At 68.0% G+C, this 24383-nt stretch carries 20 protein-coding genes and 1 pseudogene; 12 read left to right on the top strand and 9 right to left on the bottom strand.

Annotated elements, in window-relative coordinates; all coding sequences use genetic code 11:
• Positions 1–138: 138 nt before the first annotated feature.
• The 3 genes and pseudogenes from QA802_RS21045 (at position 139) to QA802_RS21055 (ending at position 1769) form a co-directional block, all read left to right on the top strand.
• Positions 139–1020, top strand: a complete 882-nt coding sequence (locus QA802_RS21045; RefSeq protein ID WP_334524969.1) for a GNAT family N-acetyltransferase — start codon at positions 139–141, stop codon at positions 1018–1020.
• Between the two features lie 49 nt (positions 1021–1069).
• Positions 1070–1301: pseudogene (locus QA802_RS21050) on the top strand (winged helix DNA-binding protein); the annotation flags it as partial.
• A gap of 15 nt (positions 1302–1316) precedes the next feature.
• Positions 1317–1769, top strand: coding sequence for a GNAT family N-acetyltransferase (locus QA802_RS21055; protein WP_334524972.1), 453 nt, complete (start codon positions 1317–1319; stop codon positions 1767–1769).
• A 109-nt stretch (positions 1770–1878) separates the two neighbouring features.
• On the opposite strand, the gene QA802_RS21060 is transcribed toward QA802_RS21055, so the two are convergent.
• On the bottom strand, positions 1879–3264 hold the full coding sequence (locus QA802_RS21060; protein WP_334524975.1) for a serine hydrolase domain-containing protein: 1386 nt from the start codon (positions 3262–3264) through the stop codon (positions 1879–1881).
• A gap of 59 nt (positions 3265–3323) precedes the next feature.
• On the bottom strand, positions 3324–4802 hold the full coding sequence (gene dnaB / locus QA802_RS21065; RefSeq protein ID WP_334524978.1) for a replicative DNA helicase: 1479 nt from the start codon (positions 4800–4802) through the stop codon (positions 3324–3326).
• Between the two features lie 457 nt (positions 4803–5259).
• Here dnaB and QA802_RS21070 point away from each other — a divergent pair, with 457 nt between their 5' ends.
• Positions 5260–6597 (top strand): MATE family efflux transporter, encoded by a 1338-nt coding sequence (locus QA802_RS21070; RefSeq protein ID WP_334524981.1) that lies wholly within the window; start codon positions 5260–5262, stop codon positions 6595–6597.
• Positions 6598–6704: 107 nt separating this feature from the next.
• Here QA802_RS21070 and rplI read toward each other — a convergent pair whose 3' ends face one another.
• The 4 genes from rplI to rpsF form a co-directional block, all read right to left on the bottom strand.
• Entirely contained in the window at positions 6705–7151 is a 447-nt protein-coding gene (rplI, locus tag QA802_RS21075) for a 50S ribosomal protein L9 (RefSeq protein WP_107443001.1), read from the bottom strand.
• An 18-nt stretch (positions 7152–7169) separates the two neighbouring features.
• Entirely contained in the window at positions 7170–7406 is a 237-nt protein-coding gene (gene rpsR, locus QA802_RS21080) for a 30S ribosomal protein S18 (RefSeq protein WP_020130672.1), read from the bottom strand.
• 81 nt (positions 7407–7487) lie between these two features.
• Positions 7488–8090 (bottom strand): single-stranded DNA-binding protein, encoded by a 603-nt coding sequence (locus QA802_RS21085; protein ID WP_334524986.1) that lies wholly within the window; start codon positions 8088–8090, stop codon positions 7488–7490.
• Positions 8091–8166: 76 nt separating this feature from the next.
• Complete coding sequence (gene rpsF, locus QA802_RS21090) at positions 8167–8457, bottom strand: 30S ribosomal protein S6 (RefSeq protein ID WP_006604399.1); 291 nt, start codon at positions 8455–8457, stop codon at positions 8167–8169.
• A 287-nt stretch (positions 8458–8744) separates the two neighbouring features.
• Between rpsF and QA802_RS21095 the strand changes: the two genes are divergently transcribed.
• The 3 genes from QA802_RS21095 to QA802_RS21105 all read left to right on the top strand — a co-directional run bounded on the left by QA802_RS21095 (position 8745) and on the right by QA802_RS21105 (position 11535).
• A complete protein-coding gene (locus tag QA802_RS21095; RefSeq protein ID WP_319165777.1) occupies positions 8745–9056 on the top strand; it encodes a hypothetical protein in 312 nt (103 codons plus the stop codon).
• 216 nt (positions 9057–9272) lie between these two features.
• Positions 9273–10394 carry a peptidoglycan bridge formation glycyltransferase FemX gene (gene femX / locus QA802_RS21100; protein WP_334524993.1) on the top strand — a complete coding sequence of 374 codons (1122 nt, stop codon included), beginning with the start codon at positions 9273–9275 and terminating at the stop codon, positions 10392–10394.
• A gap of 109 nt (positions 10395–10503) precedes the next feature.
• Positions 10504–11535 (top strand): alanine racemase, encoded by a 1032-nt coding sequence (locus tag QA802_RS21105; protein WP_319165779.1) that lies wholly within the window; start codon positions 10504–10506, stop codon positions 11533–11535.
• Positions 11536–11615: 80 nt separating this feature from the next.
• On the opposite strand, the gene QA802_RS21110 is transcribed toward QA802_RS21105, so the two are convergent.
• Both QA802_RS21110 and QA802_RS21115 read right to left on the bottom strand, forming a co-directional pair.
• The gene (locus QA802_RS21110; RefSeq protein ID WP_334524997.1) at positions 11616–13115 is read right to left on the bottom strand and encodes a glycosyltransferase family 87 protein; all 1500 of its coding nucleotides are present in this window, start codon (positions 13113–13115) and stop codon (positions 11616–11618) included.
• Between the two features lie 142 nt (positions 13116–13257).
• Entirely contained in the window at positions 13258–15936 is a 2679-nt protein-coding gene (locus QA802_RS21115) for a transglycosylase domain-containing protein (protein WP_334524999.1), read from the bottom strand.
• A 362-nt stretch (positions 15937–16298) separates the two neighbouring features.
• Between QA802_RS21115 and QA802_RS21120 the strand changes: the two genes are divergently transcribed.
• The 4 genes from QA802_RS21120 (at position 16299) to QA802_RS21135 (ending at position 20046) form a co-directional block, all read left to right on the top strand.
• Positions 16299–16982, top strand: coding sequence for a PadR family transcriptional regulator (locus QA802_RS21120; RefSeq protein ID WP_319165782.1), 684 nt, complete (start codon positions 16299–16301; stop codon positions 16980–16982).
• A 44-nt stretch (positions 16983–17026) separates the two neighbouring features.
• A complete protein-coding gene (locus tag QA802_RS21125) occupies positions 17027–18109 on the top strand; it encodes an inositol-3-phosphate synthase (protein ID WP_319276894.1) in 1083 nt (360 codons plus the stop codon).
• A gap of 91 nt (positions 18110–18200) precedes the next feature.
• Complete coding sequence (locus QA802_RS21130) at positions 18201–19478, top strand: MFS transporter (RefSeq protein ID WP_334525009.1); 1278 nt, start codon at positions 18201–18203, stop codon at positions 19476–19478.
• 109 nt (positions 19479–19587) lie between these two features.
• Entirely contained in the window at positions 19588–20046 is a 459-nt protein-coding gene (locus QA802_RS21135) for an LppU/SCO3897 family protein (protein WP_334525011.1), read from the top strand.
• 181 nt (positions 20047–20227) lie between these two features.
• On the opposite strand, the gene QA802_RS21140 is transcribed toward QA802_RS21135, so the two are convergent.
• Positions 20228–21694: a CCA tRNA nucleotidyltransferase gene (locus QA802_RS21140; protein ID WP_334525013.1), complete on the bottom strand. Its 1467-nt coding sequence runs from the start codon at positions 21692–21694 to the stop codon at positions 20228–20230.
• 267 nt (positions 21695–21961) lie between these two features.
• Here QA802_RS21140 and QA802_RS21145 point away from each other — a divergent pair, with 267 nt between their 5' ends.
• A complete protein-coding gene (locus QA802_RS21145) occupies positions 21962–24361 on the top strand; it encodes a DUF6049 family protein (protein WP_334525015.1) in 2400 nt (799 codons plus the stop codon).
• Positions 24362–24383 lie beyond the last annotated feature (22 nt).

The following is a 24383-nucleotide window of genomic DNA, read 5'->3' on the forward strand; positions in this document are numbered from 1 at the left end:
CCCCGGGGCCTGGCGTCAGTGGCCTGGTCCGAGAGCTGCTCAACGGTGTCTGGCAGGGGTACGGCCAAATGCACGTGCCCCAAACGACCGAAGGAAACGGGTGGACGCCAACAGTGCTGGTCGGACAACCTGAACGACGTGCCGATTCCGTCCCTCACCGCGCTGCCCATCCGTCGTCTGACGCACCGCGATCTCGCCGCCTGCGCCGACTTGTCCGAGGACCGGGGGTGGCCACGCGAGGAGCACAAGTGGCGCCTTCTTCTGTCGGCCGGAATGGGTTACGGCATCGACGACCCCGACGGGGGCCTCGTCAGTGCCTGCGTCGTCACCGAGTACGGCCCGTACGGCACTCCCTCCCTCGGGGCCGTCGGCATGGTATTGGTCGCCGAGCGGCACGCCCGGCAAGGCGTCGGCCGACGCCTCATGCGGCACATCGTCTGCCGGATGGGCACCACGCCACTGACCCTGCACGCGACACCGAACGGCCGTCCGCTCTATGAGGAACTGGGCTTCAAGACCACCGGCCGGGCGGAAATGCTGCGCGGGCGTTTCACGACGGACGCACCGGGTCGGGACGTCCAACGGGCGGGCGTCGCCACACGTGCCGCCACGGCCGAGGACCTGCCCTCGATCCTTCGCCTTGACGAGGAGGTCTTCGGCGTCGACCGCACCCATGTGATCACCCGCCTGCCCGCCTTCGCCGACCAGTTCCGGGTCGCCGAGGAGGACGGCCGGATCATCGGCTACTCGGCGGCCTGGCCCAACATGGACACGCAGGTCGTCGGCCCGTTGATCGCCCGGGACACGAAGACCGCGCAATCCCTTCTCGCCTCCCTCGCGGCCCGGACCGACCGGCCGCTGCGCACGGACATCGACGTTCGGCACGAGGAGCTGCTGGCGTGGGCGAAGGCACGGGGACTGGAGTCGGTCGCCTTCAACTCCGTGATGACCCATGGCATCCCGGAGTTGCCAGGGGACTGGCGCCGCCGTTTCGCTCCCCTGACCGTGGCCGCCGGCTGACGAAACGAAGGGGCTGACGAGCAAAGACGCGGGGGAACACCGACTCATCACCCGGCGGGTCACCCGGCTGGAGGACCGCGGGCTCCTCGAGCATTACCTCTGCCCCAGCGACCGCCGTGGCATCTGCACCAGCGTCACCGAAGCCGGCCCGACGCTGCTCGCGGCAGCCCGTCCGACCAGCGACACCGGCCTGCGCGAGGCCCTCGACGAAGCGCCGAGAACCCTGAGCCGGCCCCCTCGTACGGGTCGTGGAGACCCTCAAGGCACCCGCCGCCGCATGAGCCTAGAGTGGCGGCATGGGAGATCTTGAAATACGCGCCGCCGTCGCAGAGGACGTTCCGGCGATCGTCGGGATGCTGGCGGACGACCCCCTGGGGGCACAGCGCGAGTCGCCGGACGACCTGAGCCCCTATCTGGCCGCTCTGGAACGACTGGCGGCCGACCCTAACCAGCGCTTGGTCGTCGCCGTCCGCGAGGGGCGCGTCGTCGGCTCTTTGCAACTGACGATCGTCCCGGGCCTGTCCCGGCGTGGTGCGACCAGGTCGATCGTCGAGGCGGTACGCGTGCACGCCGACGAGCGCGGCAGCGGTCTGGGCACACGGTTCATGGAGTGGGCGATCGAGGAGTCCCGACGGGAGAACTGCCAACTGGTGCAGTTGACGTCTGACGTCACCCGCACCGACGCCCACCGGTTCTACGAGCGACTCGGTTTCACGGCCTCACATGTGGGTTTCAAGCTGCAGCTCTGACGGGTTGGGCCTCAGGAGCGGAACGCCGAGGCGGAGGCACCGTGTTTCACGTGAAACAGGGCGCACCCCGTTCGTCGGCTCCAGGCACCGCCCGTTCCCCTCGTGGCGGTCAGCTGATCCCCCGCCATCCCTCGGAGTCGACTCCACCGGGCACTGCGGCCCCTACGTCGTACGGCTGGCGCGTGAACACGAACGAACCCAGGTCCAGGTGGTCCACACTCCCGTCAGGCCGCCGTACGGCCTTCAGGCGCTCTCCGGCGTAGTAGCCCTCCAGGCCGGTCCAGGTACCGTCGCCGTTCGGCCGGAACCGGGAACGCCGTCCGCCGCCGGACAACGGCCCCAGGGAGACGAGCCCGTCGGCCGTGACCCGAAGAGCGAAAGCGCTCGTGCCCCAGTACCACTGCCCCGCCAACTCCAGTGCGGAAGCGTCAACTTCGGCCAGCGGGCGCCACGGTTCGGGGATCCGTGGCTCGGCGTCGGCGACGATGCGCACGAGATCGGACGCCACCTGAGAGGTCATGAGGCCGGAGGTGCAGTTGGCGAGCACCACCGCGGCCACATCGTCCTCCACACCGATGGTGAGGGACGCCAGGAAGCCCGGCACCGATCCGGAGTGGCCCACGAGCAGACGGCCGTCACGGTGCTGGATCTGCAGCCCAAGGCCGTAGGTGGCTCCCTCGGCAAGATCCCCCGGCTCTGCGGGCGCCGACGGCGTCCGCATCTCGCGCAGGGTCGCCGCACCGAGTACCCGGTCGTCGCCGCGCGTCAGAAAGGCGGCGAAGCGTGCGAGGTCGCCTGTCGTGGACCAGAGCTGTCCCGCGGAGGCCATACGCCCGAAGTCCTCCACCGGCTCGGGCAGCATGACGTCGGCCCAGGGATGAACGGCCCAGCCGCCCGCAGCCGGCACCCCCGGCCGCACCCCCGTGCGCTTCAGCCCCAGAGGTTCGATCACCTCACGCCGCACTGCTTCTTCCCAGGACACCCCTCGGAGCTTTTCCACGAGTGCGCCCAGGACGGTGTAGCCGACGTTCGAGTAGTGATACCGACGTCCGGCCGCGTACGGAACGGCCTGGTCGCCCAGGACGTCGGCGAGCTCGGGACGCAGCGAGCCCGGGGTGCGCTCCCACCACGGGCCGGGCGACTCGGCGGCCAACCCTGCGGTGTGGGACAGCAGTTCGGCCACGGTGGCCTCGCCCGCGCCGGTGCCGGGCAGGTGCTTCTCCAACGGATCCTCGAGACCGAGCAGTCCCTCGTCACGCAGCCGCAGTACGAGGACGGCGGTGAAGGTCTTGGTGATCGAGCCGATCCGGTACTGCACGTGCTCGTCCGGTGCGTGACCCTCTACCGAGGTCCGCGCCCCGTGCCACACGGCCTGCCCGTCCCTTACGACCGCGGCGACGAGCGACGGGGCCCGACCTTCCGCTTGAGCCACGGCGATCCGGTGGAGCAGGGCCCGTCGGGTGCCGGCCAGCAGGCCTTCCTGAGATGTCGTCATGGGCTCAGTCCACCCGCCGCAGCCCTCCGCGTCGAGCTCATTTCACCGGGGCCGCGCGATCAGGTCTGGGCCATGTCCACGAACCGTGAGTAGTGGCCCTGGAAGGCGACCGTGATCGTGGCCGTCGGGCCGTTACGGTGTTTGCCCACGATGATGTCGGCCTCGCCCGCGCGCGGGGACTCCTTCTCGTACGCGTCCTCGCGGTGCAGCAGGATCACCATGTCGGCGTCCTGCTCGATGGAGCCGGACTCACGCAGGTCGGACACCATCGGCTTCTTGTCCGTTCGCTGCTCGGGGCCACGGTTGAGCTGTGAGAGCGCGATCACCGGCACCTCCAGCTCCTTGGCCAGCAGCTTGAGGTTACGGGACATGTCCGAGACCTCCTGCTGACGGCTCTCGGAACGCTTGGAGCCGCCGGCCTGCATCAGCTGCAGATAGTCGATGATCACGAGCTTGATGTCGCTTCTCTGCTTCAGCCGACGGCACTTGGCGCGGATCTCCATCATGGACAGGTTCGGGGAGTCGTCGATGTACAGCGGCGCGGAGGAGACCTCGGGCATGCGGCGGGCCAGCCGGGTCCAGTCGTCGTCGGTCATGGTGCCGGAGCGCATGTGGTGCAGGGCGACACGGGCCTCGGCGGACAGCAGACGCATCGCGATCTCGTTGCGGCCCATTTCGAGGGAGAAGATGACGCTCGGCAGGTTGTGCTTGATCGACGCCGCGCGTGCGAAGTCCAGCGCGAGCGTGGACTTTCCCATGGCGGGACGGGCCGCGATGACGATCATCTGGCCCGGGTGCAGACCGTTGGTGAGCGAGTCGAGGTCCGTGAAGCCGGTGGGCACGCCCGTCATCTCACCGCTGCGCGAGCCGATCGCCTCGATCTCGTCGAGAGCGCCCTCCATGATGTCGCCGAGCGGCAGGTAGTCCTCGCTGGTGCGCTGCTCGGTGACGGCGTAGATCTCCGCCTGGGCCCGGTTGACGATCTCGTCGACGTCGTCGTCGGCCGCGTATCCCATCTGGGTGATGCGGGTTCCGGCCTCGACCAGACGGCGCAGGACCGCCCGCTCGTGGACGATCTCCGCGTAGTACTCGGCGTTGGCTGCCGTCGGCACCGTCTGGACGAGGGTGTGCAGATACGACGAACCGCCCACCTTGTTGATCTCGCCACGCTTGGTGAGTTCGGCCGCGATGGTGATCGGGTCGGCCGGTTCTCCCTTGGCATAGACGTCGAGGATCGCCTGGTAGATCGTCTCGTGCGCCGGCTTGTAGAAGTCATGGCCCTTGAGAACCTCGACCACGTCCGCGATGGCGTCCTTCGACAGGAGCATGCCGCCGAGGACGGACTGTTCGGCGTCGAGGTCCTGCGGCGGCACCCGCTCGAAAGGCGTTCCGCCCCCCTCCCAGTCGCCGCTGTCCCGGCCCCGCTCGTGCTGCTCCTCGCGTCCACGGCCGCCGCTCCCCCCTCGCCGGGAGGCGGGCAGACGATCACTGGGACCGCTGTCGGCCCACGGGTCGTCCAAGGGCTCGGAAATGCTCACCGAGCCACCTCCTCCCGTCCGCCGAGCGGACCTCGCCGTGCCTCTGTTCTACGGCACGGCACTGACAATTGAGAGACCCAACTCCGTTTGTGGCGCGTCGGTTTTGTGAGCTTTCCTCGGCCGACGGACGGAGCGGGCGCCGGACCACGGTAGGCCCGCGGGCACCGTCAGCCAATCTGGTTATCCACAGGCCATGTGGACGACGGCCCGGATGCTGTGGAGAACTCCGCCAAACCTGTGCACGACCCGGTGGACAGGCCTGTGAACAAGCCCTCGATTTTTCTGAACTACCCCCCCTGACCTGCACTTTCCCCATCCACCGGCTGTGCAGAAGAAAAAGTTGCCCGGTCGGACCAAGATCCCTTCGAACGGCGCGCGAGAAGGAGTGGGACACAACAGCGAGTAAGGGTCTCAAGTCAATTGTGTCTGTTACCTGTGGACGATTAGATTAGTGCTCATGACACAAGCTCCCGCGCCAGCCAAAACCCCCCGGCGGCGGCACGATCGCGAGATCCTCGCACTCGCCGTGCCGGCGTTCGGCGCACTGGTCGCCGAGCCTCTCTTCGTCATGGCCGACAGCGCGATCGTCGGCCATCTGGGCACTGCCCAACTGGCTGGACTCGGCATCGCTTCCGCTCTCCTCACGACCGCCGTCAGCATCTTCGTCTTCCTCGCCTACGCCACCACCGCCGCCGTTGCCCGCCGCGTCGGCTCCGGTGACCTTCAGGCCGCCATCCGGCAGGGTATGGACGGCATCTGGCTGGCGCTGCTGCTGGGCGCTGCCGTTATCGTCACCGTCCTGCCCGGTGCCCCGGCCCTCGTGGACCTCTTCGGCGCCTCGGACACAGCCGCGCCGTACGCCACCACTTATCTGCGCATCTCGGCCCTCGGCATCCCTGCCATGCTCGTCGTCCTGGCGGCAACAGGGGTGCTGCGCGGGCTGCAGGACACGAGGACACCTCTCTATGTCGCCGTCGGCGGATTCGTCGCCAACGGTGCCCTGAACGCCGTTCTCGTCTACGGTGCGGATCTCGGCATCGCGGGATCCGCCTGGGGTACCGTCATCGCCCAGTGGGCCATGGCCGCGGTCTACCTCGCGGTGGTGATCCGGGGAGCCCGCCGACTTGGCGCCTCACTGCGGCCCAACGCTGCGGGCATCAGGGCGTCGGCCCATGCCGGAGCCCCTCTGCTGGTCCGAACGCTGTCGCTCCGGGCGATTCTGATGATCGCCACCGCCGTGGCGGCCCGTCTCGGGGACGACGACATCGCGGCCCACCAGATCGCTCTGGGCTTGTGGAATCTGCTCGCCTTCGCCCTCGACGCCATCGCCATCGCCGGACAAGCCATCATCGGGCGGTATCTGGGCGCCGATGATCCCCAAGGGGCGCGGGACGTCTGCCGTCGCATGGTCGAATGGGGCATCGCCGTGGGTGTGGCGCTCGGCCTGCTGGTCGTCATTGCCCGGCCGCTGTTCCTGCCTCTGTTCACCAGCGACCCAGCGGTGAAGGACGCCGCTTTGCCCGCTCTGCTCGTGGTCGCGCTCTCCCAGCCCCTCTGCGGCATCGTCTTCGTACTGGACGGTGTGCTGATGGGTGCGGGAGACGGCCCCTATCTGGCCTGGGCGATGGTGGCCACCCTGGCCGTCTTCACGCCTGTGGCACTGCTGGTGCCGGTTCTCGGCGGCGGTCTGACTGCGGTATGGGGAGCGATGGCGTTGATGATGACCGTGCGGATGCTCACCCTCTGGCTGCGGGCCCGCTCGGGTCGCTGGGTCATCACCGGTGCAAGCCTCTGACCGTTTCACGTGAAACAGGCAAGCAGAAGGGGCCGCACCCGATGGGTACGGCCCCTTCTCAGCTCTCAAGCCGATTCCCAGCTCTGTGAGCCGGGCGAGCGCAGCGATCAGGCCGCGACGACCTCGATGTTGACCTTGGCGGCAACCTCGGGGTGCAGACGCACGGACGTCTCGTGAGCGCCCAGGGTCTTGATCGGCGAGCCGAGCTCGATGCGACGCTTGTCGACCTCGGGGCCACCGGAAGCCTTGATCGCCGAGGCGACGTCGGCCGGGGTGACGGAACCGAAGAGACGACCGGCGTCGCCGGAGCGGACGGCCAGACGAACCCTGACGCCCTCGAGCTGGGCCTTCACAGCGTTGGCCTGCTCGATGGTCTGGATCTCGTGGATCTTGCGAGCACGACGGATCTGCTCGACGTCCTTCTCGCCACCCTTGGTCCAACGGATCGCGAAGTTCCGCGGGATCAGGTAGTTGCGAGCGTAGCCGTCCTTGACGTCGACGACGTCGCCCGCGGCGCCGAGGCCGGAGACCTCGTGAGTGAGGATGATCTTCATTTGTCGGTCACCCTTCCCTTATCGCGCCTGGGCGGTGTAGGGCAGCAGCGCCATCTCACGGCTGTTCTTGACGGCCGTGGCGACGTCACGCTGGTGCTGCGTGCAGTTGCCGGTCACGCGACGGGCACGGATCTTGCCGCGGTCGGAAATGAACTTCCGCAGCATGTTCGTGTCCTTGTAGTCCACGTACGTGACCTTGTCCTTGCAAAAAGCGCAGACCTTTTTCTTAGGCTTGCGCACAGGCGGCTTCGCCATGGTGTTTCTCCTGTGTGATCAAGAAGTGGGGATACGACCCGCCTTCGACCCGATCGGGCCCGGACAACCGGGCCCGAAGGCCTAGAAGGGGGGCTCGTCCGAGTAGCCGCCGCCGCTGGCGCCGCCGGAGTTGCCACCCCAGCCGCCGCCACCGCCACCGCTGCCGCCCTGGTTGCCACCAGCGGGAGCGCCGGTCGCCCAGGGGTCGTCGGCCGGAGCGCCGCCGCCGCCCTGCTGGCCGCCGCCGGAGTTGCCACCCCAGCCGCCGCCACCCTGGCCGCCACCGCCACCGCCGCCGTAACCACCCTGGCCACCGCGGCCGGAAGCCTTGGTGACCTTGGCCGTGGCACTGCGCAGGCTGGCGCCGACTTCCTCGACGTCCAGCTCGTAGACCGTGCGCTTGACGCCCTCACGGTCCTCGTAGGACCGCTGCTTCAGCCGGCCCTGCACGATGACGCGCATGCCTCGCTGGAGCGACTCCGCGACGTTCTCCGCCGCCTGACGCCAGACCGAGCAGGTCAGGAACAGGCTCTCGCCGTCCTTCCACTCGTTCGTCTGGCGGTCGAAGGTGCGGGGAGTGGACGCGACACGGAACTTCGCGACCGCCGCACCGGAGGGGGTGAAGCGCAGCTCGGGGTCGTCGACAAGATTGCCGACGACCGTGATGACGGTCTCGCCTGCCATGGGGGAACCTCTCGGCGGGTTTGCTGCTGGCTGCTGGTGCTGCTACTCGGAATCCCGAGATCAGCTGAGCGTGAGCTCAGTGGGTCTCGGGGCGGAGGACCTTGGTCCGGAGGACCGACTCGTTCAGGTTCATCTGGCGGTCGAGCTCCTTGACGACCGCAGGCTCGGCCTGCAGGTCGATGACCGAGTAGATGCCCTCGGGCTTCTTCTTGATCTCGTACGAGAGACGACGACGGCCCCAGGTGTCGACCTTCTCGACCTTTCCGTTGCCCTCACGGACGACGGAGAGGAAGTTCTCGATCAGCGGGGAGACAGCGCGCTCCTCGAGATCGGGGTCGAGGATGACCATCACTTCGTAGTGACGCATGTGGAACCCACCTCCTTTGGACTCAGCGGCCACGGTCGATCCGTGGCAGGAGGGTTGTGATGCGTACGCAACGGTATCGGCCGCCACTGACAATCGGGGGTCGGCTGGCGACATCCTCGATCTGAGCTGGGCGGACTCCCTGGCATGGCCTGGGCAGACACCGGTGCAGAGGGTACAGACTACCTGCACACACGCTTCCGGTTGAAATCCGGCGTGGGTGACCGTCAATCTGTACACGTCGGGTGTGTATGGCGCTACGATGCGCCGCCTTCCGCAGGAGGTGCCGTATGGCACAGGCATTGCGACCCAATACCGCCGGATCTCTCTTCGCCACCGACGGCAAACCCCATCCGCTCCAGCACGCACTGCTCGCGGTGACGCTGGTGCTCGGCGTGACGGCCTTCATCACGTCGTTCTTCCACAGCCTGCATCTGCTCAGCTCCTGGACCGGACTGGTGGGAATCCTGACCGGCGCGTACGGGCAGTGGATCTCCGAGACCACCCGTGAGCGCTTCGGTCTGATCCTGGGTCTCGGCGCCGCGGGCTTCGGCTTCTTCATCGGCATGGCGCACGGCGGCCTGTTCGGCGGACTCTGGTGACCCGGTCGGCGCCGCCGGCCGCGGCGCCCCGGGCCTCCCGCGTCCCGTAGGACACCCGGAACACCCACGAACCCAGACGGAACGCCCCGGCCGCGCACGGGCCGGGGCGCAGGTCCCATACGCCCAGTCAGGCCGCTCGAAAGGCGCAGTAGGCTTCGGCGCGAGAGCCGGAGCCCCTGAACCCATGGGGACACACCAGCCCGAGGAGCGCCCCGAATGAGCCTGACCCTGAGGACGATCAGCCGAGAGCAGCATCTGGCATACATCCAGAGCCTGCCGTCGGCGAGCCACATGCAGGTTCCGGCCTGGGCCGACGTCAAGGCCGAATGGCGTTCGGAGAGCCTCGGCTGGTTCGACGAGCGGACCGGGGAACTGGTCGGCGTGGGTCTCGTCCTCTACCGCCAGTTGCCCAAGATCAAGCGCTACCTGGCTTATCTGCCCGAGGGCCCGGTCATCAACTGGTACGCGCCGAATCTCAACGAGTGGCTGGAACCGATGCTGGCGCACCTCAAGCAGCAGGGCGCGTTCTCGGTGAAGATGGGTCCGCCGGTGATCATCCGTCGCTGGGAGGCCACCTCCATCAAGGCCGGCATCCAGAACCCGGACGTGAAGCGGCTTCGCGACATCGAGGCCGATTTCATCGAGCCGCGTGCCTTCGAGGTGGCCGACAAGCTGCGCCGCATGGGCTGGCAGCAGGGTGAGGACGGCGGCGCCGGTTTCGGCGACGTCCAGCCGCGCTACGTCTACCAGGTGCCGCTGGCGAACCGTTCCCTTGAAGAGGTCCACAAGAACTTCAACCAGCTGTGGCGGCGCAACATCAAGAAGGCCGAGAAGGCCGGCGTCGAGGTCGTCCAGGGCGGTTACCACGACCTCGAGGAATGGCAGCGGCTGTACGAGATCACGGCCGTGCGCGACCATTTCCGGCCGCGCCCGCTGTCGTACTTCCAGCGCATGTGGACGGCCCTCAACTCCGAGGACCCCAACCGGATGCGGCTGTACTTCGCCCGCCACAACGGTGTGAACCTCTCGGCCGCCACGATGCTGATCGTCGGCGGACACGTCTGGTACTCCTACGGCGCCTCCGACAACATCGGCCGTGAGTTCCGTCCGTCGAACGCCATGCAGTGGCGCATGCTGCGCGACGCCTACGCGCTCGGCGCCACCGTCTACGACCTGCGCGGCATCTCCGACTCACTGGACGAGACCGACCACCTCTTCGGCCTGATCCAGTTCAAGGTCGGCACGGGCGGCCAGGCCGCCGAGTACCTCGGCGAGTGGGACTTCCCGCTCAACAAGCTGCTCCACAAGGCGCTCGACATCTACATGTCGCGCCGCTGACGCCGGTCACGTTCAGTGCTTGCATGTCTCTGACACCCTCTGACACCCCTGACACCTCTGACGCACTTCCCCCACAACCGCAGCCACGAGAAAGGTCCCGGGTCCGGCCATGGCGCTCACGCTCTACGTCGACACCGCGCGCTGGCGGGCGCACCACAAGCACGTGCAGGAGCAGTTCCCGGGGCTCGTACCGGTCTGCAAGGGCAACGGCTACGGCTTCGGGCACGACCGGCTGGCGGAGGAGGCCACCCGACTGGGTTCGGATGTCCTCGCCGTCGGCACGACGTACGAGGCCGCGCGCATCAAGGACTTCTTCGGCGGCGACCTCCTGGTGCTGACGCCCTACCGGCGTGGTGAGGAGCCCGTCCCGCTGCCCGACCGGGTCGTGCGCTCGGTGTCGTCGGTCGACGGCGTGTACGGCCTCGTGGGGGCCCGCGTGGTCATCGAGGTGATGTCGTCGATGAAGCGGCACGGCATCAGCGAGCAGGACCTGGCGCAGCTGCACGCGGCCATCGAGAACGTCCGGCTGGAGGGCTTCGCCATCCACCTGCCGCTGGACCGCACCGACGGCTCCGACGCCGTCGAGGAGGTCATCGGCTGGATGGACCGGCTGCGGGCGGCCCGGCTGCCGCTGCACACGATGTTCGTCAGCCACCTCAAGGCGGACGAACTCGCCCGGCTGCAGCAGCAGTTCCCGCAGACCCGCTTCCGCGCCCGGATCGGGACGCGGCTGTGGCTCGGGGACCACGACGCGACCGAGTACCGCGGCGCCGTCCTGGACGTCACCAAGGTCTCCAAGGGCGAGCGCTTCGGCTACCGGCAGCAGAAGGCGGCCTCCGACGGCTTCCTGGTGGTCGTCGCGGGCGGTACGTCGCACGGGGTGGGCCTGGAGGCCCCCAAGGCCCTGCACGGCGTCATGCCGCGTGCGAAGGGCGTCGCCCGGGCCGGTCTCGCCACGGTGAACCGGAACCTCTCCCCGTTCGTCTGGGGCGGCAAGCAGCGCTGGTTCGCCGAGCCGCCGCACATGCAGGTGTCCATCCTGTTCGTGCCCTCGGACGCTCCGGAGCCGCACGTCGGCGACGAGCTGGTGGCCCATCTGCGGCACACCACCACCCAGTTCGACCGGCTCGTGGACCGCTGAGCGGCGTACGGATGTGACAGAGGCCGTACGCGGAACCTCCGTGTACGGCCTCTGTCACATCCGCGCGGTGTGGTGTTCGCTCACGGCGAACTGTCGATGACGTCCTGCTTGCCCCAGTCCACCTGGTGGCCGTCGAAGTGCGAGGCGTGCCCGGGAGGATGGGCGGCCGCGCCCAGAACGAAGACGTCCTCCGCTCCGTCGAGCACCCCGCCCGAGGGATCGTCGTCGCCGCCCAGACGTACCACGTCCCGTTCTGGCATCAGGATGTCACGCACGACCACTCCGCACAGGTAGAGCGTTCCCAGCAGGTGGACGCCGATGGCCCAGTGGTAGCCGTCGGTCGGCAGGCCTTTGTGGGCGTCGCCGCCCATCGTGTACGCGAGGTACATCCAGATGCCCAGGAAGTAGACGACCTCGCAGGCCTGCCAGATCAGGAAGTCCCGCCACTTCGGCCGGGCCAGCACCGCCAGCGGCACCAGCCAGAGCACGTACTGCGGCGAGTAGACCTTGTTGGTCAGGATGAAGGCCGCGACGATCAGGAAGGCCAGCTGGGCGAAGCGGGGCCGGCGGGGCGCGGTCAGCGTGAGCGCTGCGATACCCACCGCGCACAGCACGACCAGGAGCGTGGCGAGCGTGTTCACGCTGTCGGTGGTCAGCGGGTCGCTGGAGTTCTGGGCCAGGATCAGCCAGAAGGAGCCGAAGTCGACGCCGCGCTCCTGACTGAACCGGTAGAACTTGGACCATCCCTCGAAGGCGAAGAGCATGACCGGCAGGTTCACCAGGAGCCAGGCCACGACCGCGCCCCCAAGCGCCTTGCCGAAGTCTCGCCACTTCCCGGCACGCCAGCACAGCATGAACAGCGGGCCGAGCAGGAAGACCGGGTAGAGCTTGGCGGCGGTGGCAAGCCCCAGCAGGAGGCCGAACGCCACCGCCCGTCCCCGGGACCACATGAGCATGGCCAGGGCCGTCAGCGCGACCGCCAACAGGTCCCAGTTGATGGTCGCGGTCAGTGCGAAGGCGGGCGCCAGGGCGACCAGCAGGCCGTCCCACGGCCGTCGGGCGTGTGTCCGGGTCACACAGACGGCGATCACGGCCGCGCACGCCATCAGCATCCCTGCGTTGACCATCCAGTACCACTGCTCCTGGTGCTGGATGCTGCCGCTGCCCGGCGTCAGCCAGTTGGCCACCTCCATGAACACGCCGGTCAGCACGGGGTACTCGAGGTAGTCCATGTCGCCAGGGAGCTTGTCGAAGTACGGCACGAGCCCGTCGGCGAAGCCACGCCCCTGGTAGAGGTGCGGGATGTCCGAGTAGCAGGCGTGCGTGTACTGGGAGGTGGCCCCGAAGAACCAGCCTCCGTTGTAGCAGGGCGCCTTCTGGATCAGTCCTAGGGCGAACATCCCGATCGCCACGAGCGCGATGATCCGCACGGGGGTCCACCAGGACGTCCCCAGCAGGGCTCGCCGGCCGAGAGGACCTCCGATCAGCTCACTGCCGGCCGCGGCCACCGGATCGTCACGGGTCGGCTTTACGGGATCCGGCTCGTTCACTCGCGCCGACGTCGATTCTGCACTGGGCATAGGCGCCATCCTGCCGTACCGACCTAGGGAAACACCGAGGGCCGCCCCACCGGGTGCGGTGGAGCGACCCTCGTTTCACGTGAAACATGCGCATGTTTCACGTGAAACACCCAAGCCAGACTGCGAGCCGGCTGATTTACGGCTAACCGGCTGGGCCCCCGAAGAACCCACCTCTGGGATCGCCCTCGGTCTCCGATGAGCTGGGCGACGGGCTGCCGCCGCCGTTACCCCCGTTGCCGCCGTTGCCGTTCCCGTTGTTCGTCCCGCCGTTGCTCTCGTCGTCGCAGCCGAAGAAGCGGTTGCAGGTCTCCGATGAGGAGGGCGAGGGTTCGATCGAGGGCTCGCTGGGGGACGGCGACGGCGACGGCTCCTCTTCCTCGGTTTCGGAAGCGGAAGGCGACGGCGACGGCGACGGCTCCGCGTTGACGATCTCGCCGATGGGCTGGGGCTCCGGGAAGCCCTTCGCCGGGGTGCCCTTCAACGCCGCGCTCATGTAGTCGTGCCAGATCTGTGCCGGGAACGAGGCACCGTGGATCTTCTTCTGGCCACCCGTTCCAAACATCTCCAGGAACGTACGGTTCTTGTTCGACTCGTCGTCGTCGTAGCGGAACATGCTCACCGCGGTCGACAGCTGCGGGGTGTAGCCCACGAACCAGGCCGACTTGTTGCCGTCGGTGGTACCGGTCTTACCGGCGACCTCACGGCCGGGCAACTGGGCGTTGGTACCGGTGCCCTTCTCGACCACGGTCTTCAGCACGTCCGTGACGTTGTCGGCGACCTTCGCGGTGAACGCCTGCTTCGTCTCGTTCTCGTGCGTGAAGATCTGGCCCTTCTCGCTCGTGACCTTCTCCACGGAGTACGGGTCGCGCTGCTTGCCGCTGGCGGCGAAAGTGGCGTACGCGCCTGCCATCCGGATCGCGCTCGGGTCGGAGATACCGATCGAGAACGACGGGAAGCCGCTGTTGGTCAGGCTGGACTCCTTCAGACCCGCGCTCTTGGCGGACTCCTTCACCTTGTCCAGGCCGACGTCCATGCCCAACTGCACGAAGGCGGAGTTCACCGACTCACGCATCGCCTCACGAAGGTCGATCTTGAACTTGGGCGGGGTGCCGAGCGAGACGTTGCCGTCGTTCGTCTGCAGCCACTCCTCGCCCTTCTCGTTCTTCCAGACCGTACCGTCGTAGTTCTCGATCTTGAGCTTGTTCTTGCCGCTGAACAGGCTCTCCGGCGAGACGATCGTGCGTTCGTCCTGCGCCTGCGACGACCCCAGATCCGGATCGCGCACGCCCCAGGTCATCGCGGCCGCCAGTACGAACGGCTTGAACGTCGAACCGACCTGCGCGCCGGTCTGGTCGGCGTTGTCGGTGAAGTGCTTGGTGGCGTCCTCACCGCCGTAGACGGCCCGGATGGCACCGGTGGACGGTTCCACGGACGCCCCCCCGAACTGCACGTGGGTGTCCGTCTCCGGCCGTTGCTTCGGCTTGATGTTGGCCTGCTGGACCTTCTTGACCGACTCCTCGAGCTTCGTGACCTTGGCACGGTCGAAGGTCGTGTAGATCGAGTAGCCGCCCTGCTGCAGCAGCTCCGGGGTGATCCCGGTCTTCTTGCTGTTGGTGACCAGGTAACCGTTGGCGAGGTCGACGAGATAGCCGATCTGGCCCTTGAGGTCCGTGTTCGACCGGGGGTTCTCCCACTTGGGGAGCGTGGTGAACTTGGCGCGCACCGAGGCGTCCAGATGGCCGTACTGGACCATCTTGTCGAGCGTGTCCTGCATCTGGCGCAGAGCCCGCTTGCTGTTGGCGGCGGGCGTGGCGCCGACCGAGTCGACCGAGGTCGCGCCGGCGGGGTCGTAGTACGTGGCGCCCTTCAGCATGGCGGACAGGAAGGCGCACTCACCCGGGTTGAGCTTGATCGCGTCCTTGTCGAAATAGGCGCGTGCGGCGGCCTGAATGCCGTAGGCGTTGCGCCCGTAGTAGGCCGAATTCAGGTAGCCGGCCATGATCTGGTTCTTGTCGACCTCTGCGCCCACCTTGATGGACACGAAGATCTCCTTGAACTTCCGGGAGATCGTCTGCGACTGGTCGTTGAGCATCGCGTTCTTGACGTACTGCTGGGTGATCGTCGATCCGCCCTGCGTCTGTCCGCCCCGGGCCATGTTGAACACAGCGCGGGCGATGCCCTTGGGGTCGATGCCGCTGTCGTCGTAGAACGTCTTGTTCTCCTGCGAGATCACCGCCCAGCGCATCTCCTCCGGGATCTGCGAGAGGTCGATGTTCTGCCGGTTCGTCTCCCCACCGGTGGCAACCATCTGGCTGCCGTCCTTCCAGTAGTAGACGTTGTTCTGCGCCGTCGCCGTTTTGGCGATGTCCGGGATGCCCACCATCGCGTATCCGATGCCCGCCACGGCCACCAGGCTGCCGACGAAACCGACGAACAGGCCGGTGACGAGCTTCCAGGACGGGACCCAGCGCTGCCAGCCGTCCTTCCCGGCGCGCGGGTAGTCGACCAGACGCTTCCGGCCGGGCGTGGCACGCCCTCTGCCCCGGGCCGGGCCGGTGGAGCCGCCACGGCGGCCTCCCGCGGGCTCGGCTGCTCTACGCCGTCCGCCCGCGTTCCTCGGGGACGTGCGTCGGGCGTCGGCGCGGCTGCCGAGCGGCTGCTCCTCGCCTCCGGCCCCTTGCCCCAACCCGTAGTCGGAGGGAGATCCGGTGGCGCCTCGCGGTGCCGCGCGGCGGCCGGAGGACGGACCGGACTGGCCGCGTCGGGCCGCGGCACGTCCGCCTCCCTGCGGCTGCGGCGGTTTGCGACGGTGCTCGCTCATCGAACGATTACTCCTCGGGCAGGCGCATCCGTGCGCGCCTGGAAAAGGCGGCTGGTTTCCTGTCCCCCCAAAGTACGGACGCGGTGGGTCGCGCATTCACCCGTACTGCACCGAGGACCTCGACGCCCCCCGGCGTCTCATGGGTCCCGGTGGTGTGCATGGCGCACAGACTACGCACCGCCAAAACCTGCCCAGACGTCAAATTCACCCCAAAAGGGACGACCTGCCTCCAAGTAATCGGTGATGTGATCCCGTTCACCACTTCCCCCCTTGTCGCATCCGGAACGCCGTTCTATCGTCGTGATGTATCGAGTCGATACATCAGCGCGAGATAAGCAGAGGCGGACCGAAGGGAGGCGACGATGAGCCGGCGTTCCGGGATCCTCGAGTTCGCTGTCCTCGGGCTGCTCCGCGAGTCCCCGATGCACGGCTATGAGCTGCGCAAACGACTCAATACGTCACTGGGTGTGTTCCGTGCGTTCAGCTACGGCACGCTCTACCCGTGCCTGAAGACGCTGGTCGCCAATGGCTGGTTGATCGAAGAGCCGGGACACACCTCCGAGGATGCCCTCGCCGCTCCCCTCACCGGGCGGCGCGCCAAGATCGTCTACCGATTGACGGCGGAAGGTAAGGAGCACTTCGAGGAACTGCTCTCGCAGACGGGCCCGGACGCGTACGAGGACGAGACCTTCGCCGCTCGTTTCGCCTTCTTCGGGCAGACGTCGCGCGATGTGCGCATGCGCGTGCTGGAGGGCCGCCGCAGCCGGTTGGAGGAGCGCCTCGAGAAGATGCGCGCATCCCTGGCCCGCACGCGGGAGCGCCTCGACGACTACACGCTTGAGCTCCAGCGCCACGGAATGGAGTCCGTGGAGCGCGAAGTGCGCTGGCTGAACGAGCTCATCGAGAGCGAGCGGGCCGGACGGGACCTCAAAGGTTCCGACTCCGGGGGGCCCGCTCAGCAGAACACCACATCTGGATCGACGGGCGTCCTGCCCCGTCCCGGGGACACCCCCGGGACGGATTCGCCCGACGACACCGCCACGTGAGCGCCCACTCAGGGCCTCACTCGTACACACAGGGAGCAACCGGAATGGGTTCGGTTCGCGTAGCCATCGTCGGCGTGGGCAACTGCGCGGCATCGCTGGTGCAGGGCGTCGAGTACTACAAGGACGCCGACCCGGCGACCAAGGTGCCGGGCCTGATGCACGTGCAGTTCGGGGACTACCACGTCGGTGACGTCGAGTTCGTCGCGGCTTTCGACGTCGACGCGAAGAAGGTCGGTCTCGACCTCTCGGACGCCATCGGCGCCAGCGAGAACAACACCATCAAGATCTGCGACGTCCCGAACAAGGGCATCACGGTCCAGCGCGGCCACACCCTGGACGGTCTCGGCAAGTACTACCGCGAGACCATCGAGGAGTCCGCCGAGGCCCCGGTCGACGTGGTCCAGATCCTCAAGGACCGCCAGGTCGACGTCCTCGTCTGCTACCTGCCCGTGGGCTCCGAGGACGCGGCGAAGTTCTACGCCCAGTGCGCCATCGACGCCAAGGTCGCGTTCGTCAACGCCCTCCCGGTCTTCATCGCCGGCACCAAGGAGTGGGCGGACAAGTTCACCGAGGCGGGCGTCCCGATCGTCGGCGACGACATCAAGTCCCAGGTCGGCGCCACCATCACTCACCGGGTGATGGCGAAGCTGTTCGAGGACCGAGGTGTCCGGCTCGAGCGCACCATGCAGCTCAACGTCGGCGGCAACATGGACTTCAAGAACATGCTGGAGCGCGACCGCCTCGAGTCCAAGAAGATCTCGAAGACGCAGGCCGTCACCTCGCAGATCCCCGACCGCGAGCTGGGCGAGAAGAACGTCCACATCGGCCCGTCGGACTACGTGGCGTGGCTGGACGACCGCAAGTGGGCGTACGTCCGTCTCGAAGGCCGTGCCTTCGGCGACGTCCCGCTGAACCTCGAGTACAAGCTCGAGGTGTGGGACTCCCCGAACTCCGCGGGTGTCATCATCGACGCCTTGCGCGCCGCGAAGATCGCGAAGGACCGCGGCATCGGCGGCCCGATCCTGTCGGCGTCGAGCTACTTCATGAAGTCCCCGCCGGTCCAGTACTTCGACGACGAGGCCTACGCCAACGTCGAGAAGTTCATCCGCGGTGAGGTCGAGCGCTAGCCCGACCGAACAGAAATTCGCTCCTGCCAGGGCTGAACAGGGTCCCCGGGTATCCGACCCGGGGACCCTCCCCGTATGTGAGGCTGTGCCCATGGCCGTCGTCCGTGATCTGCGCGTCCTGCTGCGCTTCGGGAACTTCCGTCGGCTGCTCGCTGTACGGCTGCTCTCCCAGTGCGCGGACGGCGTCTACCAGGTCGCGCTCGCCACCTACGTCGTGTTCTCCCCGGAGAAACAGACGTCGGCCGCGGCGATCGCCTCCGCCATGGCCGTCCTGCTTCTGCCCTACTCCCTGGTCGGCCCCTTCGCCGGCGTCCTCCTGGACCGCTGGCGCCGCCGGCAGGTGTTCCTCCACGGCAACCTGCTGCGCGCCCTGCTGGCGTCCGCGACGGCCGCCCTGATGGTCAGCCAGGTGCCCGACTGGCTCTTCTACGCCTCCGCGCTGTGCGTCACCGCGGTCAACCGATTCGTTCTCGCCGGCCTGTCCGCGGCTCTGCCTCGCGTGGTGGACGGTGAGCGTCTGGTGATTGCCAACTCCCTTTCGCCGACGGCCGGGACGCTGGCCGCGGTCGCGGGCGGTGGTCTCGCCTTCGCCGTCCGCTTGGTGGTCGCGGACTCCGACGCCGCGGTCGTGCTGCTGGCGTGCGCACTGTATCTGTGCGCCGCGCTCATGTCCCTGTCCATGGCCGCGGATCTGCTCGGCCCCGGCCGGGCGCTGGACCCGACCCGGCTGACGGCCGCGCTCAGGGGCACCGCCCGCGGCCTCTCGGCCGGCGTGCGGCATCTGTCCGAGCCGCGGCGCAGGGAGGCGGCCTGGGCGCTCGTCTCGATCTCGCTGATGCGGTTCTGCTACGGCGCCCTGACCGTCATGGTGCTGATGCTGTGCCGGTACGCCTGGTCGTCCGACCCGGACGACGGACTGGCCCTGCTGGGAGTCGCGGTGGGCGTCTCCGGAGCCGGGTTCTTCCTCGCGGCGGTGGTGACACCTGCGGCGGCAGAACGGCTGGGCCCGCTCCGCTGGATCGTCGTCTGCTCTACAGCGGCCGCCGTCCTGGAGCCCCTGCTGGTGCTCCCCTTCGCCCGGACAGCCGCGTTCGTCGCCGCGTTCGTGCTGGGGCTGGCCACTCAAGGCGCGAAGATCGCCACCGACACCATTGTCCAGTGCTGTGTGGAGGACGGCTTCCGCGGCCGGATCTTCTCGCTCTACGACGTTCTGTTCAACGTCGCGTTCGTCGGCGCCGCCGCAATCTCCGCCCTGATGCTTCCGCCTGACGGCCGTTCCGCTGCGCTGGTGGTCACGATCGCCGTTATCTACGGAGGAAATGCTTGCGCTATGGCCCACTTTGTACGTCGCCGCGTGTCACATCAATGACACAGACTCCCTCTCGGGTACGGCGTTGTCAGTGGGGCCCGGTAACTTACGTGCGTCTTACTTCGCGAGTGATTTCGCGCCACACCTAAGTTTCTAGGGGGACCCCCAAATGTCGACTCCGCCGCCCCAGGGCCAGAACCCGTTTGCGCAGCAGGGCCAGCAGCCCTACGGCCAGCCCGAGGGCCAGGCACCCTACCCGCCGCAGGGCACGGCGCCGTATGCGCCTGTCCCGCCGGCGGCCCCCGGCAAGCGTGTCAGCAAGAAGGTGCTGCGCATCGTCGGCTTCATAGTCCTCGCGATAATCATCGCCGTGGTCAAGTGGCAGATGGGCAAGACCGACGCCGAGACCACGTCCGTCGGCAGCTGCGTACACAACAAGGGCAGCCAGTCTGATCCCGACCTGAAGACGGTCGACTGCTCCTCTGCCGACGCCCAGTACAAGGTCGTCGGGAAGTTCGACAACAGCAGCGACGACAAGAAGTGCGCAACGGTCACGGAAGCCGAGATCGCATACATCCAGTCGGGCGGCAACCACGACGTCGTCCTCTGCCTGAAGGCAACCAAGTAAGGCAGTCGGCAAGCATCAAGCGGTGTTTCACGTGAAACACCGCCTGGCCGCACGAGAGCGCCGCACGGGGTAGGCCCCATGCGGCGCTCTCGTCGGTGCTCGCAGAATGGCCGCTCAAGTGTCGGCCGCCACTGAAAGGGGCGGTCATGTTTCACGTGAAACATGACCGCCCCTTTCAGCTTCAGACCTGCTCGGACCACCACTGCTTGAGGGCGGTCACCGCGGCGTCGTGCTCCATCGGTCCGTGCTCCAGGCGCAGTTCCAGCAGATGCTTGTACGCGTTGCCGATGGCGGGGCCCGGGCCGATGCCCAGGATCTCCATGATCTGGTTGCCGTCGAGGTCGGGACGGATCGCGTCCAGCTGCTCCTTCTCCTTCAGCTGGGCGATGCGCTCCTCCAGCCCGTCGTACGCCCGTGAGAGCGACGCCGCCTTGCGCTTGTTCCGCGTGGTGCAGTCCGACCGGGTCAGCTTGTGGAGCCGGTCGAGGAGCGGTCCGGCGTCCCGGACATAGCGACGCACCGCGGAGTCCGTCCACTCGCCCATGCCGTACCCGTGGAAGCGCAGGTGGAGTTCGACCAGTCGTGAGACGTCCTTCACCAGCTCATTGGAGTACTTCAGGGCCGTCATCCGCTTCTTGGTCATCTTCGCTCCGACCACCTCGTGGTGGTGGAACGAGACGCGGCCGTCCTTCTCGAAGCGTCGGGTGCGCGGCTTGCCGATGTCATGCAGCAGCGCCGCGAGTCGCAGCACGAGGTCGGGGCCGTCCTCCTCCAGGTCGATCGCCTGCTCGAGGACGATCAACGTGTGCTCGTAGACGTCCTTGTGCCGGTGGTGCTCATCGCTCTCCAACCGCAGGGCGGGCAGCTCTGGCAGCACGTGGCCGGCGATGCCGGTGTCAGCCAGCAGGGCCAGCCCCTTGCGCGGGTGTGTGGAGAGGATCAGCTTGTTCAGCTCGTCCCGTACCCGCTCGGCTGAGACGATCTCGATGCGGGCGGCCATCTCCGTCATCGCCGTGACGACCTCGGGGGCGACCTCGAAATCAAGCTGGGCGGCGAAACGGGCGGCGCGCATCATCCGCAGCGGATCGTCCGAGAAGGACTCCTCCGGCGTCCCCGGCGTACGCAGCACTCGCGCCGCGAGGTCGCCCAGGCCTCCGTGCGGGTCGATGAACTCGTTCTGGGGCAGCGCCACGGCCATGGCGTTCACCGTGAAGTCACGCCGGACGAGGTCCTGCTCGATGGAGTCGCCGTAAGACACCTCGGGCTTGCGCGAGGTGCGGTCGTACGCCTCCGAGCGGTAGGTGGTGACCTCGATCTGAAAGCATCGGTCGACGCCTTCGACGCGGGCCTCCTTCTGAAGCCCCACGGTGCCGAAGGCGATCCCGACTTCCCACACGGAGTCCGCCCAGGGGCGCACGATCTTCAGGACGTCCTCGGGCCGGGCGTCCGTCGTGAAGTCCAGATCATTGCCGAGCCGGCCGAGCAAAGCGTCCCGTACCGAACCACCGACCAGGGCGAGGGAGAACCCCGCCTCCTGGAAACGGCGGGCGAGGTCGTCGGCGACAGGGGCTACCCGCAGGAGCTCGTTCACCGCGCGGTGCTGCACCTGGCTCAGGGCGCTGAGGTTGTCTTCGTTGGCGTTCGGCACAACAGAAGAGGGTACGTGGCCCGGCGAGCCGAGGCCGCCCTGTTTCACGACCGCCGGACGTACCCTGGGGTAAGGGTCCAACCAGGGCTTTGCCGACCATAAGGCCTGAGAAGAACGTCCTCCCTCATACCGGCACACAGCGGACGGTCCACCGTTCTTTCACGATCTTGTGGCGCACTCCGCGGCACTTCCCCTCAGCGCGCATCGTTACCATGCGTGGACGCACATTCCGACGACCACTGACGACGACGAGGGACGGGCGAACGCGTGGCCGAGGCGGCAGACTTTCCGGGGATGCATCCCTCACCTGCCCGCCGGTGGCTGCGGCGCACCGGCGCACTGCTCGCCGGGGTGCCCTTGCTGGCCGGTCTCCTTCAGCTGCCCGCGCAGGCCGCCGGCCAGTCCCACGCCAAGGCCTCCTCCGACGCGGGAACCGTGGCCGTCGCCGTCGACTCGCTCACCCCCGCCGCACCCGGCGACGGGGACACCGTGACCGTCTCCGGCACCGTCACCAACAACGGCAAGCAGGCGGTCACCGACGCCCACGTGGGCCTGAGCGTGGGCGCACCGCTCACCACCCGCTCGGCGATCGACAGCGCCGCCGGGCACGCGGACGCCCTCCCTGCCGACGGCACCGAAGTGGGCGGCAAGTACGTCGCCGCGTTCGCCAAGCTCACGCCGGGCGTCGCCGAGCCCTTCACCATCTCCGTCCCCGTCGGCAAGCTCGGCCTAGACAAGGACGGCGTCTACCCGCTGAGTGTCGCCCTGTCCGGCGAGACGTCGGCCAAGCAGTGGGAACAGGTCCTGGGCGTGCAGCGGACGTTCCTGCCGTGGCAGCCCGACGCCGCGGGCACCCGCACCCGGACGACCGTGCTGTGGCCGCTGACCTCCGGCGTCCACATGACGGCGGAGACCGGCTCGAACGCCCAGCAGACGCCGGTCTTCCTCAACGACGACCTGGCCCATGAGATCGCTCCCGGCGGCCGCCTCGACCAGCTCCTGAGCCTCGGCAGGGCACTCGACGTCACCTGGGTGATCGACCCGGACCTACTGGCATCCGTCGACGCCATGACCGGCAGCTACGGGATCCGCGGCGAGGGCGACGCCCCCACGGCCGGCACCCGGCAGGCCGTCGCCAAGCAGTGGCTCGCCGATCTGCAGAGCGCGGTGACCGGCAAGGAAGTCGTGGCGCTGCCCTTCGCCGATCCCGACCTGGCCTCGCTCGCGCACAACGGCACCGGCGTCACCGGCTCGCTCAACCAGCTCAAGGCCGCCACCGACGTCGCCGCCACCACCGTGGAGACTGTGCTCCACGTCACCCCGAACACCGACTTCGCCTGGCCGGTGGAAGGCGCCGTCGACCCCTCGATCGTGAAGGTCGCCACCTCCGCCGGCGCCGACAAGGTGATCGCGCGCAGCGACAGCCTGACAGACGGCGACCTCTCCTACACGCCGTCCGCAGCCCGGCCGATCGGTGGCGGCACCACGGCGGTGGTGGCGGACGCGCGGCTGTCGACGGCGTTCCAGGGTGATCTGACGAGGGCATCCGCGACCACGCTCGCCGTGCAGGAGTTCCTCGCGCAGAGCCTCGAGCTGAACCTGCAGACGGACAAACAGCGCAGCATCGTCGTCGCCCCGCAGCGCATGCAGACCGCTTCCCAGGCCCGGGCGCTGTCACAGGCCCTCACGACGCTCCAGACCGGCACCTGGTCGCAGTCCCAGCCGCTCGCGGCGGCCGCCAAGGCCAAGCCCGATCCCCGCGCCAGCACCAGGGTGCCGTCGAAGAATTCGTACCCCTCCGCGCTGCGCAAGCAGCAACTGCCCCGGTCGGCATTCGAGCAGATGGCCGAGACCCAGGAGGAACTCGACAACTTCAAGGTGATCCTCGCTCGGGAAGCCCGTGTGGTGACTCCCTTCGGGCGGGCCATAAACCGCGAGATGTCCACCTCCTGGCGGGGCCGCAGCACCGAAGCGAGCGCCTTCCGGCAGAGCGTGCGGGCGTACCTCGACACGCTCACCGGTCAGGTCAAGCTGATCGACAAGTCGGGCACGAAGCTTTCCGGGCGCAGCGCCACGATCCCGGTGACGGTGCAGAACAACCTGGTGCAGGGCGTCGACCACCTGATTCTGCGGCTCACATCGACGAACCCGACCCGTCTGGAGATCGTCGGCGACGACTACGCCGAGCAGCGGATCACCGTCTCCGGTGGACACACGTCGACGGTGAAGTTCCCCACGTCCGCCAACGTCAACGGCCAGACACGGGTGATCGCGCAGCTGTACACCGAGGACGGCCAGAAGTACGGCCAGGCGGTCGCCTTCGAGGTGAAGGTCACCGAGATCACGGCCACCGTGATGCTGGTCATCGGCGGCGGCGTCCTGCTCCTCGTGCTGGCGGGCTTCCGTATGTACACCCAGCGCAAGCGCGCCGCGGCCCGGGCGACCGAGGAACCGGACGAGGCCCAGGAGACCGGTGAGGCCGGCTCCGGCGCTGCGGACGAGCCCGCCGCCGGGCAGGAGAATCCCGGGGATGCCGAGGATCACACCGGTGAGGAGTCCGGCGTCCCGACCGGCCCGGACACCCCGCAGCAGCCGAGTGACGGGACACCGGACACCGCAGCGGAAAGCGCGGACCCGTCCGGCACGGGTGAGAGAGTGGACCGTTGAGGATGTCGTGGCCGGTGGGCCC

The sequence above is a fragment of the Streptomyces sp. B21-105 genome (assembly GCF_036898465.1).
Classification (GTDB): domain Bacteria; phylum Actinomycetota; class Actinomycetes; order Streptomycetales; family Streptomycetaceae; genus Streptomyces.

Excerpts from the sequence above, each read along its gene's own strand:
- QA802_RS21055 (WP_334524972.1), top strand. The coding sequence starts at position 1,317 with ATGGGAGATCTTGAAATACGCGCCGCCGTCGCAGAGGACGTTCCGGCG.
- QA802_RS21060 (WP_334524975.1), bottom strand. The coding sequence starts at position 3,264 with ATGACGACATCTCAGGAAGGCCTGCTGGCCGGCACCCGACGGGCCCTG.
- QA802_RS21070 (WP_334524981.1), top strand. The coding sequence starts at position 5,260 with ATGACACAAGCTCCCGCGCCAGCCAAAACCCCCCGGCGGCGGCACGAT.
- rplI (WP_107443001.1), bottom strand. The coding sequence starts at position 7,151 with ATGAAGATCATCCTCACTCACGAGGTCTCCGGCCTCGGCGCCGCGGGC.
- rpsR (WP_020130672.1), bottom strand. The coding sequence starts at position 7,406 with ATGGCGAAGCCGCCTGTGCGCAAGCCTAAGAAAAAGGTCTGCGCTTTT.
- QA802_RS21085 (WP_334524986.1), bottom strand. The coding sequence starts at position 8,090 with ATGGCAGGCGAGACCGTCATCACGGTCGTCGGCAATCTTGTCGACGAC.
- rpsF (WP_006604399.1), bottom strand. The coding sequence starts at position 8,457 with ATGCGTCACTACGAAGTGATGGTCATCCTCGACCCCGATCTCGAGGAG.
- QA802_RS21095 (WP_319165777.1), top strand. The coding sequence starts at position 8,745 with ATGGCACAGGCATTGCGACCCAATACCGCCGGATCTCTCTTCGCCACC.
- femX (WP_334524993.1), top strand. The coding sequence starts at position 9,273 with ATGAGCCTGACCCTGAGGACGATCAGCCGAGAGCAGCATCTGGCATAC.
- QA802_RS21105 (WP_319165779.1), top strand. The coding sequence starts at position 10,504 with ATGGCGCTCACGCTCTACGTCGACACCGCGCGCTGGCGGGCGCACCAC.
- QA802_RS21110 (WP_334524997.1), bottom strand. The coding sequence starts at position 13,115 with ATGCCCAGTGCAGAATCGACGTCGGCGCGAGTGAACGAGCCGGATCCC.
- QA802_RS21115 (WP_334524999.1), bottom strand. The coding sequence starts at position 15,936 with ATGAGCGAGCACCGTCGCAAACCGCCGCAGCCGCAGGGAGGCGGACGT.
- QA802_RS21120 (WP_319165782.1), top strand. The coding sequence starts at position 16,299 with ATGAGCCGGCGTTCCGGGATCCTCGAGTTCGCTGTCCTCGGGCTGCTC.
- QA802_RS21125 (WP_319276894.1), top strand. The coding sequence starts at position 17,027 with ATGGGTTCGGTTCGCGTAGCCATCGTCGGCGTGGGCAACTGCGCGGCA.
- QA802_RS21130 (WP_334525009.1), top strand. The coding sequence starts at position 18,201 with ATGGCCGTCGTCCGTGATCTGCGCGTCCTGCTGCGCTTCGGGAACTTC.
- QA802_RS21135 (WP_334525011.1), top strand. The coding sequence starts at position 19,588 with ATGTCGACTCCGCCGCCCCAGGGCCAGAACCCGTTTGCGCAGCAGGGC.